The 13,449-nt window shown below is 64.8% G+C and carries 15 protein-coding genes; 9 read left to right on the top strand and 6 right to left on the bottom strand.

Annotation, left to right across the window (positions count from 1 at the left end; all coding sequences use genetic code 11):
* Positions 1-866 (top strand): mannitol dehydrogenase family protein (locus tag RMO18_RS16575; RefSeq protein WP_405054094.1); only part of this gene is annotated, 866 nt, incomplete at its 5' end.
* 68 nt (positions 867-934) lie between these two features.
* Here RMO18_RS16575 and RMO18_RS16570 read toward each other — a convergent pair.
* Positions 935-2,698, bottom strand: coding sequence for an NAD(P)H-hydrate epimerase (locus tag RMO18_RS16570; RefSeq protein ID WP_309667399.1), 1,764 nt, complete (start codon positions 2,696-2,698; stop codon positions 935-937).
* Positions 2,699-2,866: 168 nt separating this feature from the next.
* Here RMO18_RS16570 and RMO18_RS16565 point away from each other — a divergent pair, with 168 nt between their 5' ends.
* From RMO18_RS16565 to RMO18_RS16555, 3 genes are all read left to right on the top strand, one after another.
* Positions 2,867-3,205: a P-II family nitrogen regulator gene (locus RMO18_RS16565; protein WP_309667398.1), complete on the top strand. Its 339-nt coding sequence runs from the start codon at positions 2,867-2,869 to the stop codon at positions 3,203-3,205.
* Positions 3,206-3,272: 67 nt separating this feature from the next.
* Complete coding sequence (glnA, locus tag RMO18_RS16560; RefSeq protein ID WP_309667396.1) at positions 3,273-4,682, top strand: type I glutamate--ammonia ligase; 1,410 nt, start codon at positions 3,273-3,275, stop codon at positions 4,680-4,682.
* Between the two features lie 177 nt (positions 4,683-4,859).
* Complete coding sequence (locus tag RMO18_RS16555; protein WP_309667395.1) at positions 4,860-5,660, top strand: hypothetical protein; 801 nt, start codon at positions 4,860-4,862, stop codon at positions 5,658-5,660.
* 132 nt (positions 5,661-5,792) lie between these two features.
* Here the strand turns inward: RMO18_RS16555 and RMO18_RS16550 are convergent, their stop codons facing one another.
* Together RMO18_RS16550 and RMO18_RS16545 are read right to left on the bottom strand one after the other, a co-directional pair.
* Positions 5,793-6,680, bottom strand: coding sequence for an alpha/beta hydrolase (locus tag RMO18_RS16550; protein ID WP_309667394.1), 888 nt, complete (start codon positions 6,678-6,680; stop codon positions 5,793-5,795).
* Between the two features lie 67 nt (positions 6,681-6,747).
* The gene (locus RMO18_RS16545) at positions 6,748-7,533 is read right to left on the bottom strand and encodes a DUF3445 domain-containing protein (protein WP_309667393.1); all 786 of its coding nucleotides are present in this window, start codon (positions 7,531-7,533) and stop codon (positions 6,748-6,750) included.
* A gap of 145 nt (positions 7,534-7,678) precedes the next feature.
* Between RMO18_RS16545 and dddP the strand changes: the two genes are divergently transcribed.
* On the top strand, positions 7,679-9,025 hold the full coding sequence (gene dddP / locus RMO18_RS16540) for a dimethylsulfonioproprionate lyase DddP (RefSeq protein WP_309667391.1): 1,347 nt from the start codon (positions 7,679-7,681) through the stop codon (positions 9,023-9,025).
* A 144-nt stretch (positions 9,026-9,169) separates the two neighbouring features.
* Complete coding sequence (locus RMO18_RS16535; RefSeq protein ID WP_309667389.1) at positions 9,170-9,766, top strand: porin family protein; 597 nt, start codon at positions 9,170-9,172, stop codon at positions 9,764-9,766.
* Between the two features lie 88 nt (positions 9,767-9,854).
* Here the strand turns inward: RMO18_RS16535 and RMO18_RS16530 are convergent, their stop codons facing one another.
* Both RMO18_RS16530 and RMO18_RS16525 read right to left on the bottom strand, forming a co-directional pair.
* On the bottom strand, positions 9,855-10,733 hold the full coding sequence (locus tag RMO18_RS16530; protein ID WP_309667388.1) for an endonuclease/exonuclease/phosphatase family protein: 879 nt from the start codon (positions 10,731-10,733) through the stop codon (positions 9,855-9,857).
* A gap of 64 nt (positions 10,734-10,797) precedes the next feature.
* Positions 10,798-11,364, bottom strand: a complete 567-nt coding sequence (locus tag RMO18_RS16525) for a TetR/AcrR family transcriptional regulator (RefSeq protein ID WP_309667386.1) — start codon at positions 11,362-11,364, stop codon at positions 10,798-10,800.
* Between the two features lie 79 nt (positions 11,365-11,443).
* Here RMO18_RS16525 and RMO18_RS16520 point away from each other — a divergent pair, with 79 nt between their 5' ends.
* Entirely contained in the window at positions 11,444-11,812 is a 369-nt protein-coding gene (locus RMO18_RS16520) for a hypothetical protein (RefSeq protein WP_309667385.1), read from the top strand.
* On the top strand, positions 11,809-12,411 hold the full coding sequence (locus tag RMO18_RS16515) for a hypothetical protein (protein ID WP_309667383.1): 603 nt from the start codon (positions 11,809-11,811) through the stop codon (positions 12,409-12,411). The genes RMO18_RS16520 and RMO18_RS16515 overlap by 4 nt, the downstream gene beginning before the upstream one ends.
* Here RMO18_RS16515 and RMO18_RS16510 read toward each other — a convergent pair whose 3' ends face one another.
* Positions 12,412-12,744 (bottom strand): hypothetical protein, encoded by a 333-nt coding sequence (locus tag RMO18_RS16510; RefSeq protein WP_309667381.1) that lies wholly within the window; start codon positions 12,742-12,744, stop codon positions 12,412-12,414.
* 78 nt (positions 12,745-12,822) lie between these two features.
* On the opposite strand from RMO18_RS16510, the gene RMO18_RS16505 reads away from it, so the two are divergent.
* Positions 12,823-13,449 (top strand): lyase family protein (locus RMO18_RS16505; protein WP_309667379.1); only part of this gene is annotated, 627 nt, incomplete at its 3' end.

Raw genomic sequence — 13,449 nt, 5'->3', positions numbered from 1 at the left:
TCGTGGGCCTTGCCCGGCTGTCGGACCCGGGCCTTGCCGACTGGATCGCCGCAAATGTCGCCTTCCCCAACGGCATGGTTGACCGCATCACCCCTTCCACCGGCCCGCGCGAACGCGACATGGCTGCGGCTTTCGGCCTGGCCGACCCGGTGCCGGTGACCTGCGAGCCGTTCCGCCAGTGGGTGCTGGAGGATCACTTCCCCACCGGCCGCCCGGCGCTGGAAAAGGTTGGCGTCACCTTCACCCCCCACGTCCACGCCTATGAGGCGATGAAGATCCGCATCCTGAACGGCGGCCACGCCACCATCGCCTACCCCGGCGGGTTGATGGACATCGAGTATGTCCACGAAGCGATGGCCCATCCGTTGATCAAGGGCTTCCTCGACAAGGTGGAAATCGAGGAGATCATTCCTTTCGTCCCCCCTGTCCCCGGCATCGACATCGCCCGCTACTACGCCACCATCCGCGAGCGCTTTTCCAACCCCGAGGTCGCCGATACCGAACGCCGCCTCTGCCTCGACGGCTCCAACCGTCAGCCGAAGTTCATCATCCCCAGCCTGCGCGACGCGCTGGCCGCTGGCGGCAGGATCGAAGGCCTCGCCCTCGTCTCGGCGCTCTGGTGCCGATATTGCCATGGGACGACTGATGCGGGCACCCCGATTGCACCCAACGACCCGAACTGGGATTACTTGCAAGCCCAGTCGAAGGCCGCTAGGAACAACCCCGTCATCTGGCTGCAGATGCGCCCGATCTACGGCGACCTCGACCGCAACCCCCGCTTCGTCACTGCCTTCACCACCGCGCTGAACGCGCTGTGGTCCAAGGGCACGGCGGCGGTGCTGACCGAGTATCTGGGTAAGGCCTGACCAGAGGGTCGGGCGGGGCAGGCAGGCGCGGCCCGATTTGTCGACGGACAAATCGGGCAAGCGCACCCTCACACGCCCAGCGCCCGGAACACCTTCGGCAATTCCTCCGGCAGATCCTCCGCGATCAACCCCGGCCCGAAACTCCGGGCGCATTCGACATGCAGCCAGGCCCCGGTGCAGGCTGCGTCGAAGGGCGAGAACCCCCGCGCCAGAAGCCCGGTGATGAACCCCGCCAGAACATCGCCCGACCCCGCCGTCGCCAGCCAGGGTGCCGCCCGGTCGTAGTGGGCGGAGTTGATGGCGCAGCGCCCGGTTGGGTCGGCGATCACCGTATCGGGGCCTTTGTAAAGCACCACGCAGCCCGCCCGCGCCGCCGCCTCGCGGGTGGCATCGACCTTGGAATAGGCCGGGCCTTTGGTCGCTGGCGCGGCCAGCTTTTCGGCGATGTCGGGGAAGAGGCGGGCGAATTCCCCGGCATGGGGGGTGAGGATGCAGCCGTCGTGCAGGGCGGCGAAGAGGTCGGGGTGGTGCGAGAGGATGGTCAGGGCGTCGGCGTCGAGGACGACGTTGCGGCGATCCAGTGCCGGAGCCCCCCTCCCCTCTCCCCTCTCCACGAGGGGGAGGGGAAGCGCCTCGGCGTCACCGGTTGCGCCGGACGGCTGGCCCTTGCGGCCCCCCTCCCCCTCGTGGGGAGCGGATGGGGGGCCTCCGGTATCAAGCCCCAACGCCGCTGCCACCAGCCCAGCCTCAGGCGCGCCCGTCCCCAGCCCCGGCCCGAGGCACAGCGCATTGATCCGCTTGTCCCCCAACACCTCGGCCAAGGTCGCGCCATCCGCCACAGCCCGCAGCGTCACCGCATCCAGCCGCGCGGCGTGTTCGGGGATCGCGTCCAAAGGACACCCCACCGTCACCACCCCCGCCCCGATCCGCAACGCCCCCCGCGCCGCAAGACGAGCCGCCCCGCCGCGCCCGGAAGGGCCGGAGAGGATCAGGGCATGGCCGTGGGAGTATTTGTGGCCGCCCTCAGCGCGCCTCAGAGATTGCCAGATTTCATAGTCTTGCTTGGGTGACCGAGTTAGAAACGTTCCCTTGCGCGTCGGATGCCGGGAGACCAATCCCTCGGCTTCAGACGCCCGCAGTCCAATATCCGCTACCCGAAGCTTGGAACAATACTTCGGTCCCTCCCCAAGGAAGTGTCCGAGCTTTGGCCGATGAAATGTGACCGTTAGGTGTGCCGCATACGCCTCGTAGCGTCCCTCACCGCTCTCCAACACAACTCCGGAATCGCAGCACATGTCAGAGGGGTTGTCGATTGCCACAATCCAGGGTCTGGGACGCTCGCCCGTCCACCAAAGACCATCTACGAAAACCCGATGGACCAGCATCTCGAATGGTTCAAGCGATGGCGCGGGTCTCGTGAGGCCCGTCCCGAACAGCGCATCAATCACGATGTCCAGATCTTCCTTGAACAGGCTTGGCCAGAGGGCGTCTGGCTCCGTCGCGCCCACCTCCCCCATCCCCCGCCACCGCTCATAATTCACCCGCGCATCCGGCGGCATCTTCTCGGGGTCGCTATAGAGAAAAACCTCCACCTCCCAGCCCCACTCCTTCAACAGGCGCGCGACGACGAAGCCGTCGCCGCCATTCCCCCCCGGCCCGCACAACACAACCGCACGGTGCGAGGTGGCGCGCAACTCCGGCCATTCCTCGAAGATCGCCTCGACCACGCCGCGCCCGGCGCGTTCCATCAGTTCCAGGCCGGTCACTTCGCCGGACGCGATTGCCGCCGCTTCTATCGCCTTCATCTGCGCCGCCGTCAGCAGTTCCGTCATCGCCAACCCCTGTTTTCACAAACCGCCCAGTCACGCGCCGCATTGCACAAAATTTAAGCGAACCGCCGGGATTCCCGCTGGCAAACCCTGCCCTCCAACCCTAGCCAATTGTTCCTGCTGCAGGGAAGTGGTCAGACGGCCAAGACGCATACCGGGCGGAGGTCACCCATGAAGAAGATCGAGGCGATCATCAAGCCGTTCAAGCTTGATGAGGTCAAGGAGGCGCTGCAAGAGGCAGGCATCCAGGGCCTGTCGGTCACCGAGGTCAAGGGTTTCGGGCGCCAGAAGGGCCACACGGAACTGTGTCGCGGTGCTGAATACGTGGTCGACTTTCTGCCCAAGGTTAAGATCGAGGTGGTGCTGACCGACGATATGGTCGATGCCGCCGTGGCCGCGATCGTGGCCGCTGCCCGCACCGACAAGATCGGCGATGGCAAGATCTTCGTGTCCTCCATCGAACAGGCAATCCGCATCCGCACCGGCGAAACCGGCGACGACGCGGTTTGAACGTAACTCTTCGGGGCAACCCTTGCGGGGCACCCCGACACGAAACTCCAACCAGAAGGACAGCATGATGAGCGCAGTGAAGAATGCTCTGAAACTGATGAAAGACGAGGAAGTCGAATATGTCGACATCCGCTTTACCGACCCGAAGGGCAAGCTGCAGCACGTGACGCTGATTGCCGATCTGGTCGACGAGGACTTCTTCGACGAAGGCTTCATGTTCGACGGATCGTCGATCGCGGGCTGGAAGTCGATTGACCAGTCTGACATGAAGCTGATGCCGGATGCCTCGACCGTCTACATCGACCCGTTTTACGCCGAAAAGACCATGTGCGTGCATTGCAACGTGGTCGAGCCCGATACCGGCGAGGCCTACAGCCGCTGCCCCCGCCAAGTGGCGATCAAGGCCGAGGCCTACCTCAAATCCTCCGGCATCGGCGATGCGTTCTATTGTGGCCCGGAAGCCGAATTCTTCATCTTCGACGACGTCCGCTATTCGGTGACGCCGCGCAAGGTGGCCTATGAGATCGACGCCGAAGCCGCCGCCTGGAACACCGATACCGTGACCGAAGGCGGCAACTACGGCCACCGGGCGGGCCACAAGGGCGGCTATTTCCCGGTGAACCCGATTGACGAAGCGCAGGATCTGCGCGGCGAGATGCTGTCCACGATGAAGCGGATGGGCATCAAGGTCGACAAGCATCACCACGAGGTCGCCACCTGCCAGCACGAGCTGGGCATGATCTTTGGCGGTTTGGTCGAACAGGCCGACAACATCCAGAAGTACAAATACGTGATCCACAACGTGGCGCACGCCTATGGCAAGACCGTGACCTTCATGCCAAAGCCGATGAAGGGTGACAACGGGTCTGGCATGCATGTTAACATGTCGATCTGGAAGGGCGGCAAGCCCTTGTTCGCAGGCGACAAATATGCCGACCTCAGCCAAGAGGCGCTGTATTTCATCGGTGGCGTGCTGAAGCATGCCAAAGCCTTGAACGCGATCACCAACCCGTCCACCAACAGCTACAAGCGCCTGATCCCCGGCTTCGAAGCCCCGGTTCTGCGCGCGTATTCGGCCCGCAACCGCTCGGGCTGCGTGCGTATTCCGTGGACGGAATCGCCGAAAGCCAAGCGTGTCGAGGCGCGTTTCCCCGATCCTTCGGCGAACCCGTACCTTGCGTTCGCTGCGTTGCTGATGGCCGGCCTTGACGGCATCAAGAACAAGATCGATCCCGGCCCGCCTTCCGACAAGGATCTCTACGATCTGCCGCCGGAAGAACTGGCCGAAATCCCGACCGTCTGCGGCAGCCTGCGCGAAGCGCTGGAGGAGCTGGAGAAGGATCATGATTTCCTGTTGTCCGGTGACGTCTTCACCAAGGACCAGCTGGAAGGCTACATGGCGCTGAAGTGGGAAGAGGTTTACGCCTTTGAACACACCCCGCATCCGATCGAGTATCAGATGTATTATTCCTGCTGAGGCAGGTGCCTTTTCGGGCAACGCACAGGTCTGATCGGGGGCGCCTTCGGGCGCCTCTGGTTTTTTGTCGTGTCCCGGACAACACGCGCCCCGCGGCACCCCGGCATTGTTGCCAGCGTCACACGGCTTCTGTAGCATCCGGCCAGCAGATCAATAACTTCAGGCGGCACCCGGTCCATGGACAAAACTCCTCCGAACCGCAAACCTTCCGATGGTCGGCCCAACATCTGGGCCGACGGCAGCCAGAAACCGCGCTTTGACCCGCGCGCCTTTGCCTTTGCCAGTCTGCACATGGCCCGCGAGGGCGTGGCCCCGCTGCTGACCCATGCCGCGGCCGCAACGGCGGGCTTTGGGCAGAAGGTGGCATCGGGAACTTACCGGGTGCCGGCAGATCGTTGGGGGCGGGTTGGTCGCTATCTGCCGTCGTATTCGCGTGTCGCAGGCTGGATCGGCAGCAGTGCACAAATCCTCGACCGGGCTGGGCAGACCGCCGATCCTTTGCGCGCGAAAACCACCGAGCCGTCGCCGTCAGCCCAACCCGCTGCGCCTGCCACACCCGGCGGCGTGGTGCCCGTCAGACCCCGCGCCGTGCGCAAGCCGGCAGAGACTGCCGCCGAAACCGCTGTCGCGGAACCGGTCGTGTTGGAAGATCCCGAAGCCGGCAGTCCTGTGTCAGACGCCACCACAGTGGAGCCACAAGACAGCGAAACTCTGCAGGCCATCCGTTCGATCATCGGTCCGGACAGTGGCACCCCGGTGGCGCGCGGTGTCGCTGACGCCCAAGGCCGCGCCAGCCACGATGCCGCGACCCAGCCTGATGCCAGCAGCGGCGGAGGCTTTGGCCAAGGGCTCGTCGCGGCCAGCGGTGTCGCCCTTGGCTGGGGCGTCAGCCTCGTGGCCCTGCCCTACGGGATCGTGCGGGCCAAGTTGGCGCATCTGAACGGTCAGGACCTGCGCAAGATCAACGACGACGGCTGAGCCCCGTCAGGTCCACCGATCTGCCATCACCCGCTTGTGCGACAGGTCGCGCGTCGCGACGCCGGGGGCGATTTCCAGCCGTTCTGTGCCCGCCCAAAGGGTTTCGAATGGTCCGTCGGCGCAAGGCCGGCCCTAACGCAGCGCGGCCTGCAGAAAGCCAACCATCGGGCCGATCACCTCGTCGCTGTCGAACGCGGCTCCGCCGTGCCCTGCCCCCGGCACCAGCGCGTAATCCACCTGCGCGGCCGGGTCAGCCTTGATCCACGCTTCGCGCAGGCGGTTGGCTTGCCGGTCCGAAATCATCGGATCGGCGTCCCCGTGCCTGATGAAGATCGGCGGCAGCGGGTCGCCAAACCCGTCCAGCCGCCCGATCGGCCCCATCGCCCGGGCGGTGCTGCGGTTTTCGCCTACCGCATAGCCTAGCAGCTGGCTTTCCGCACTGTCCGCCGCATCGGTCGGCCCCAGTTGCGACACCCGCTCCAGTGCCGCCATATCGGCATCCATGGTGGAAAAATCCATTGGACCGTAAAGGCTTACCACCGCACGCGGCGGCAGTCCCACCTCGACCAATGACAGCGCGGTAGACACCGCAAGGAACGCGCCCGACGACTGCCCCATCAGCGCCAGCCGCGACGGATCAAGCCCGTAAGCGCCACCCGCGCGCTGCAAGAAGACCACTGCGGCAAGGCAATCATCGGCCTGTGCGGGCCAGAGGTTGCTGCCCGATAGCCGATGGTTGATCCGAACCACTGCAATCCCCGCCGCCAGAACCGCCGCAGGGGCCGGTGCGTCGGCCTTGTCGCCACCGCGAAACGCACCGCCGTGGATGTCGACCAGCATCGGAAACGGCCCCTCGCCGTCCGGCAGATGAATGTCCAGCCGCTGCCGTGCGTCCTCGCCATAGGCTATGTCCGCCAAATCGCCCCTTGGCCCCAGACCCCGACGCCAGCCGTAGTACACCCCGGCACCCAACGCCAACACACCCGCACCCAGCACCGTCCGTCTGATCAGACCAGCCATTGCACCCCCCTGACCGGCGGTATTGGCCGGACCGGACCCCTGTCAGAAACCGCTGGTCTGGCAGCGCTCAATACACCGCCTCCTTCAGCGCGGCGGTTTCCGCTTCGGTCAGCGTTTCGGCCAGCACCACGTAGGTATGGATGGCAAAGACCACGGCGCGGGTCTGCGGCAAGCGAAGCAGGCACTGCCGTTCGCTGCGCACAAAGAAATTGCCCATTGGGCGCGGGCGGCTTTGGCCCTCCAGCCGTGGTTGGTGCAAGACCGGGTCATCATAGGTCAGGAAATTCATCCGCCACAGGGGCTGTTCCGGGCGGATGGCGGCAAACATCCGATGCACCCGGCGCGCCATATCTTCGGTGAAGGGTTCGACCGCCGCATGGATGCGGGTCATCGGGCGGCCGATCTTTTGCGCCAGCGTCCAGCCCGCCGGGAAACACAGGATCGCCCCGGTCAGACGGTACTCCTCGTCTTGCGCCTCCATCAGGCAGAGATCCTCCTGCACCAGCCGCCCCAGCGTGGCCAAAGGCGCGCTTGGGTCCAGCGCCACCTCCACCCCGTCGGGCCGCTGTACAGAACCCGCCGCCACCCGGTAGCCCGGCGTCCGGGCCAGTTTGGCCAGCGCCGTTGCGTACAGTTCCGCCGCCGCAGGTGCTGCTTCGGGCAGCATCTGGTGCACGGCGTCCCGTCGCTGCGCAATGAGCCGGTCGCGCAGCGCCATTTGCGCGGCAAAGGCGTCGTCCACCCGCAACCATTCATCCGCCTCCACCGGCAGGACGCCCGGCAACCGGCGGGTGCGCGGGTCCATCCACGACAGCAACGGCAGGCGCGATTGCAGGATCGGATCGGTTTGCATCAGGCGGCTCCTTTGACCGGGCAAGTTCATCATGCCGCACGATCCCCGTCAAACGCCCGACGATTGCGACATTCCCCGTCGCGCGCAGCCAAGCGCCATGCCGCTGCCCGCGCGACCCTGTTCCCCAGCACTGTAAGGCCCGACCATGACCCAGCCCCCCCTGTTCCAGCGCAAGATCGACCCGACGCGCGGGGCGACGCTTGGCGATGGCACCCCGAACGACAATAACCGGGTCGAGATCGGCCCCACGCAAACGGCCTTCGCCGAATGGGCCGCTGCGGGCCTGACGCCGCCCAACCTCGAGGCGATGCGTGACTATCGTTGGCGTCGCCTGACCGAGGCGCTGGTGGCGCAAGACATCGGCGGCCTTTTGATGTTCGATCCCTTGAACATCCGCTACGCCACCGACACCACCAACATGCAGCTGTGGAATTCGCACAACCCGTTCCGCGCCTGCCTGCTGTGTGCCGACGGCCACATGGTGATGTGGGAATACAAGAACTCGCCCTTCCTTGTCACCTTCAACCCGCGCGTCGCCGAACTGCGCGCCGGCGCTTCGTTCTTTTACAACGTCTCGGGCGATCACACCAAACGCCACGCCGACGGCTTTGCCGCGCAAGTGACCGAAGTGATGCGCGCCCATGCCGGCACCAACCGCCGCCTCGCGGTTGACAAGATCATGGTCCACGGCCTGCGGTCGCTGGAAAGCGCGGGGTTCGAGGTGCTGGAAGGCGAGGTCATCACCGAACGCACCCGCGCCATCAAAGGCCCTGACGACATCCTTGCCATGCGCTGCGCCCACCACGCCTGCGAGGCCGCCATCGCCGAGATGGAGGCCTTCACCCGCAAGAACGTGCCGCACGGCAAGACCTCCGAAGACGACATCTGGGCCGAACTGCACAAGGGCAACATCCGGCGCGGCGGCGAATGGATCGAAACCCGCCTCCTCGCCTCTGGTCCGCGCACCAACCCATGGTTTCAGGAATGCGGGCCGCGCATCGTGCAGCCGAACGAAATCGTCGCCTTCGACACCGACCTCGTCGGTGCCTATGGCATCTGCATCGACATCAGCCGCACCTGGTGGGTGGGCGACAAGCGCCCGACCAATGCGATGATTTCCGCGATGCACCATGCCCGCGATCACATCGCGCAGAACATGGCCATGCTGAAACCCGGCGTTGCGATACGCGACCTTATCCACGGCGGCCACCAGCTTGCGCCTGAATACTGGCGGCAGAAATACTCCTGCAAGATGCATGGCGTCGGCCTCTGCGACGAATGGCCCTTTGTGCCGTACCCCGATGCGGGGCTGGATGATGCCTTCGACCACGAACTGCAAGCTGGCATGGTGCTGTGTGTCGAGGCGCTGGTCTCGCCTGAAGGCGGCAATTTCTCGATCAAGCTGGAAGATCAGGTGCTGATCACCGAAACCGGGCATGAGAACCTGACGCGGTATCCTTTTGACCCCCGCCTGATGGGTTTGACCGGCTGACACAACTGTCTTGCCAGATGGTCGTCGCCGGGGCTAGAATTGCTGACCTGATACCGGAAATTTACCGTTCGTGACTGCGGCCCTGTGCCGACCCGAAGCAACTTTTGCCGACTTTTTGCATTTCAAAAAGAGGGAATGGACCAAATGAAACCCACTGTCATGCTGATTACCGCACTGTCCTGCGCGGCGTCGCCCGTTCTGGCCGGCGGCCCGGTGGTGATCCCCGCCGATCCGGTTGTGATGGCACCCAGCCCGCCGCCAGCTTTGGACTGGACCGGTCCTTATGCCGGTGCGCAGCTTGGTTGGGGCTGGGCCAGCATCGTCGAATCCGGCGACCCGGATATTGACGGCGACGGCTATGTCGGCGGCCTGCACCTTGGCTACAATCGCGACTTCGGCAGCATCGTGGCCGGGATCGAGGTGGATTATAACCTCGCCAACATCGAATTTGACAATGGCGATGCGGATGCCACAATCAACACCCTTGCGCATCTAAAACTGCGCGCTGGTTTTGATACCGGATCGACGCTGCTGTACCTCGCAGGTGGCGTCGCGCGGGCCGAAGCGGATGGCGGCGCATCGGGCACTGGCCCGTTCTACGGTCTGGGGATCGAGCACCGCTTTTCACCGCGTTTGTCGGGCGGCGCAGAATATCTTGTTCACAGCTTCGACGATTTCTATTCCGGCGGCATCAATCTTGAAGTCCAGACGCTGCAGGCACGGCTGTCCTTTCACTTCTGACCGCAGCCACTTTTGACCGCAGCCACTTCTGACCGCAGCCACTTCTGATCGGTGACCCTTCGGCGAGCGGCCGCTAGAAGACTTCGGCTCAGGGCGACAGTCCCAACCGCCCCACCAGGCCGCGATGATCCGACCCCAGCAAGGGCCGAAGTTCAATGCTACCGCCCCCCGGTGCCAGCACATGGTCGATCGGCAGCACCAGCAGTGGGCCGAACTGCGGATAGGTGCCTCGCGCTGGCCCCGCATTCCTTACCCGCCCCGCCGTCCGCACCCCGCCCAGCGCAGTGGACCAGCGCACCATGTTGAAATCGCCCGCAATTACCATCGGGCCATCCAGTCCGGCAATCAGCGGCACCAGCGTCTCCAACTGCGCAGCCTGCCTGTAGGGCCACGGCCAATGCAGATGAATTGACACCAGCCACAGTCGGCCCTGCGGCCCCTCAACCTGCATCGCGGCCAGGCCTTTGGCGCAAATCTCGCTGCCCGGCACCGGGGTCAGCCGGGTCGCCACAGCCGTGCCCCCCACAGCCGCAAACGGGCAGAACATCTGATGCGGCAGCAGATCGGAGACGCTCGCAAGCAACGCAAGGTTCGCCTTCGACACCTCCTGCAGCGTCAGCACTTCGGGGGCCATGGCGCGGATATCGGCCTCAAGCCCCGCCAGATCACTGTTCCGAAACAGCATGTTCTTTTGGTAGAGGACCAGCGCGCCCGCCTCGCCCTCGATCTGATAGGCCAGCAACACCGGCCCCCCCGCCAATGCCGCGACGACCAGCAATACTGCCGCCATTCGCCGCGCCTGCGCCAGAAATCCAAGGCCTGCCACCAGGGCCAGCGCCATCGCGCCCTGCGCCCGAAACACCGCAAAACTGTCGCCCGCGGGGTGTAGCCACCCCAGATACCCCGCCGCCAGGCACAGCATCACGCCAGCGGCCAGGGCCACCAACACGCCTCTGAAAAATCGCATCCCACCTCCGAAGCCCTTGCCCGACCCTGACCCGGCTTGGGTGGTCCGGCAAGACTGCCACTCCCTACCCCGCCAGCACCGCTTGCACGACCCCCCGCAGCGGTCCGCGCATTTGCGTGCCGGTCGTCATCCGCAGCGCCTCCAGCCCGACCACCGCCGCATAGATCCGCAGCGCACCTGCTTCTACCTCGGCCACACCAGCAGCAGCCAGAAACCCCTGCAGGTCCGCCAACCGCTGGCGATCCACTCGTTCCAGCGCGGCTCGCGCCTTCGGGTCGGTCCGGCCCCAGTCGCGCAGCGCCGGTTCCACCGCCACCCCACCAAGTTCCGGCCCAGGCTGCACCGACACCATGTCGACCAGCAGCATCAACTGGCCCCGCGGATCAAGGCCGGAACGCTGCACCGCCGCCGTAATCTCGGCTGTGGCCAGCCGTTCCCAGACCGCCAGCATCTCTGCCTGCAACTCGTCCATGTTCTTGAAATGCCAGTAGAATGAACCCTTGGTCGTCGCCATCTCGCGCGCCAATGCCTCAACTTTCAACCCGGCCACCCCGCCCAGAACCAACGCGCGGTACCCGGCCAGAACCCAGTCCACCCGCCCCAGCCTCTGCTTGCCCATCTTGTCAGCCATGCGACAAACATACGCACCCGTATGGACATCGGCAAGCCGTCCCGCTAAACCATACGCAACCGTATGGAAAGGATCTGACATGAACTTCTGGCTTCTTACCTCTGGCATCGCGATGCTGCTTCTAAGCCTTGTCCACATCTTCCTTGGCGGGCGCGAGATTCACTTGCCGATGGTCAAGGCCAACTGGCCCGACCCGGCCAAGGCGATCTGGTCGGTGGTCTGGCACATCACCACCGCAATGATGATCTTCGGCGGTCTGGCCTTGGTTGCTGCCGCAGCCCGGCCCGATCTTGCCCTTGCCCTTGCCGCCTTGCCACTGGTGCTCAGCGCCTCGGCTGCGATCCTTTTTGTGGTTTACAGCCTGACCCGCCTCAGAACCCTGCGCATCCTGCCGCATTGGATCGCATTCTCTGCAATCACGCTGGTCGGTACCATCGGCCTGCTATGACGCGGCAACCGGCAGGCTTGCGCGGCGCACACCGGCTTTCCGCAACTGTCCTCGCGGTATTCCTGACGCTGCATCTGGGCAACCACCTGGCCGGCCTTGCCGGTCAGGCGGCGCATACCGGGGTGCTGCATGCGCTGCGACCGGTCTACCGCAACCCGATCATCGAGCCATTGCTGATCGGGCTGTTTGTCTGGCAGGCGGCCTCGGGTCTGCGCCTTGCCTGGCGCTTTCGGCGCGCCAAAGGCTGGCCCCGCGTTCAGGCGATGTCAGGATGCTATCTTTCCCTCTTCCTCTTGATCCACATCAGCGTGGTCCTTGGCGCGCGGGCGGTCAGCGGCACCGATACCGACCTCGCCTTCGCCGCCGCAGGCCTGCACGCCGGCGGCGCGTGGCCTTGGGTCTTCGCGCCCTATTACGGCCTCGCCGTGGCGGCACTGTTCGCCCACCTTTCGGTACCGCTGCGCCACAGGTTTGGCCCTGCCGCCGGTTACGCCAGCGTGGCCGCAGGTGCAGCACTTGGCGTGACGCTCGTTCTTCTGCTGGCGGGGGTGATCGTGCCGCTTATCATTCCCGCCACGCTGATCGCCGCTTTCCCATGATCAGTTGAGGTCGACGTAGCGGCCCACCGACGGCTCGCCTCCGTCAGTGAAGCGCAGTTCAAGCCCCCGTATCTCCACGCTGTAGCAGGCCCAGCGGTCCGATGGCGGCCAGACCGAGCAGTATTCGTCCCCCTCCACCCGCCAGGACCCCCAGCTTTCTTCGCCATACAATGTGCGCCCGTCGGCCATGAAGTCCTGCCGCGTGCCATCCGCATACTGCAACACCCGCTCGCTCAGCGCTGTGGTGATCTCGGGTCCGGTCAGCCCGCGCCACGGCTCCTCGGCGGCCACGACCGATGGCCACAGCGCCAACATCAGAACCAATCTGCGCATCCTGACCGCCCTTCCCTTGCACCACATTGCCCTGCAGTCTAAGGGGGCGCTACCCGCTTCGCCAGTCAGAGGTCCGTGATGATCCCCCGCTATTCCCGCCCCGAGATGGTCGCCCTGTGGTCCCCCGAAACCAAGTTCCGCATCTGGTTCGAGATCGAGGCCCATGCCTGTGATGCGCTGGCCGCTTTGGGCGTGATCCCCGAGGCCAATGCCAAAGCGATCTGGCGCGCGAAAGACGTAAAGTTTGACGTCGCCCGGATTGACGAGATCGAGGCGGTGACCAAGCACGACGTGATCGCCTTTCTGACCCATCTTGCCGAACATATCGGGGCCGATGACGCGCGCTTCGTGCATCAGGGCATGACTTCGTCGGATGTGCTGGATACCACGCTCAATATCCAGCTGGTCCGTGCCACCGACCTGTTGCTGGCCGGTCTTGACCGTGTTCTTGAGGCGCTGAAGACCCGCGCGTTTGAACACAAGGACACCGTCCGCATCGGCCGCAGCCACGGCATCCATGCCGAACCAACGACGATGGGCCTGACCTTCGCCCGGTTCTACGCCGAAATGGCGCGCAACCGTGCCCGGCTGGTGAATGCGCGGGCCGAAATCGCCACGGGCGCCGTTTCAGGCGCCGTCGGCACCTTCGCCAACATCGACCCGCGCGTTGAGGAACATGTATGCAAGATGCTCGGCCTCACCCCC

Source organism: Tabrizicola sp. (assembly GCF_031377265.1).
GTDB lineage: Bacteria > Pseudomonadota > Alphaproteobacteria > Rhodobacterales > Rhodobacteraceae > JAUYQR01.
Note: the sequence above shows the minus strand (reverse complement) of the source record. Positions and strands in the feature narration are given on the sequence as shown.

Excerpts from the sequence above, each read along its gene's own strand:
- RMO18_RS16570 (WP_309667399.1), bottom strand. The coding sequence starts at position 2,698 with ATGACGGAACTGCTGACGGCGGCGCAGATGAAGGCGATAGAAGCGGCG.
- RMO18_RS16545 (WP_309667393.1), bottom strand. The coding sequence starts at position 7,533 with ATGCAAACCGATCCGATCCTGCAATCGCGCCTGCCGTTGCTGTCGTGG.
- RMO18_RS16530 (WP_309667388.1), bottom strand. The coding sequence starts at position 10,733 with ATGCGATTTTTCAGAGGCGTGTTGGTGGCCCTGGCCGCTGGCGTGATG.
- RMO18_RS16515 (WP_309667383.1), top strand. The coding sequence starts at position 11,809 with ATGACGCGGCAACCGGCAGGCTTGCGCGGCGCACACCGGCTTTCCGCA.
- RMO18_RS16565 (WP_309667398.1), top strand. The coding sequence starts at position 2,867 with ATGAAGAAGATCGAGGCGATCATCAAGCCGTTCAAGCTTGATGAGGTC.
- dddP (WP_309667391.1), top strand. The coding sequence starts at position 7,679 with ATGACCCAGCCCCCCCTGTTCCAGCGCAAGATCGACCCGACGCGCGGG.
- RMO18_RS16520 (WP_309667385.1), top strand. The coding sequence starts at position 11,444 with ATGAACTTCTGGCTTCTTACCTCTGGCATCGCGATGCTGCTTCTAAGC.
- RMO18_RS16555 (WP_309667395.1), top strand. The coding sequence starts at position 4,860 with ATGGACAAAACTCCTCCGAACCGCAAACCTTCCGATGGTCGGCCCAAC.
- RMO18_RS16510 (WP_309667381.1), bottom strand. The coding sequence starts at position 12,744 with ATGCGCAGATTGGTTCTGATGTTGGCGCTGTGGCCATCGGTCGTGGCC.
- RMO18_RS16525 (WP_309667386.1), bottom strand. The coding sequence starts at position 11,364 with ATGGCTGACAAGATGGGCAAGCAGAGGCTGGGGCGGGTGGACTGGGTT.
- RMO18_RS16535 (WP_309667389.1), top strand. The coding sequence starts at position 9,170 with ATGAAACCCACTGTCATGCTGATTACCGCACTGTCCTGCGCGGCGTCG.
- RMO18_RS16550 (WP_309667394.1), bottom strand. The coding sequence starts at position 6,680 with ATGGCTGGTCTGATCAGACGGACGGTGCTGGGTGCGGGTGTGTTGGCG.
- glnA (WP_309667396.1), top strand. The coding sequence starts at position 3,273 with ATGAGCGCAGTGAAGAATGCTCTGAAACTGATGAAAGACGAGGAAGTC.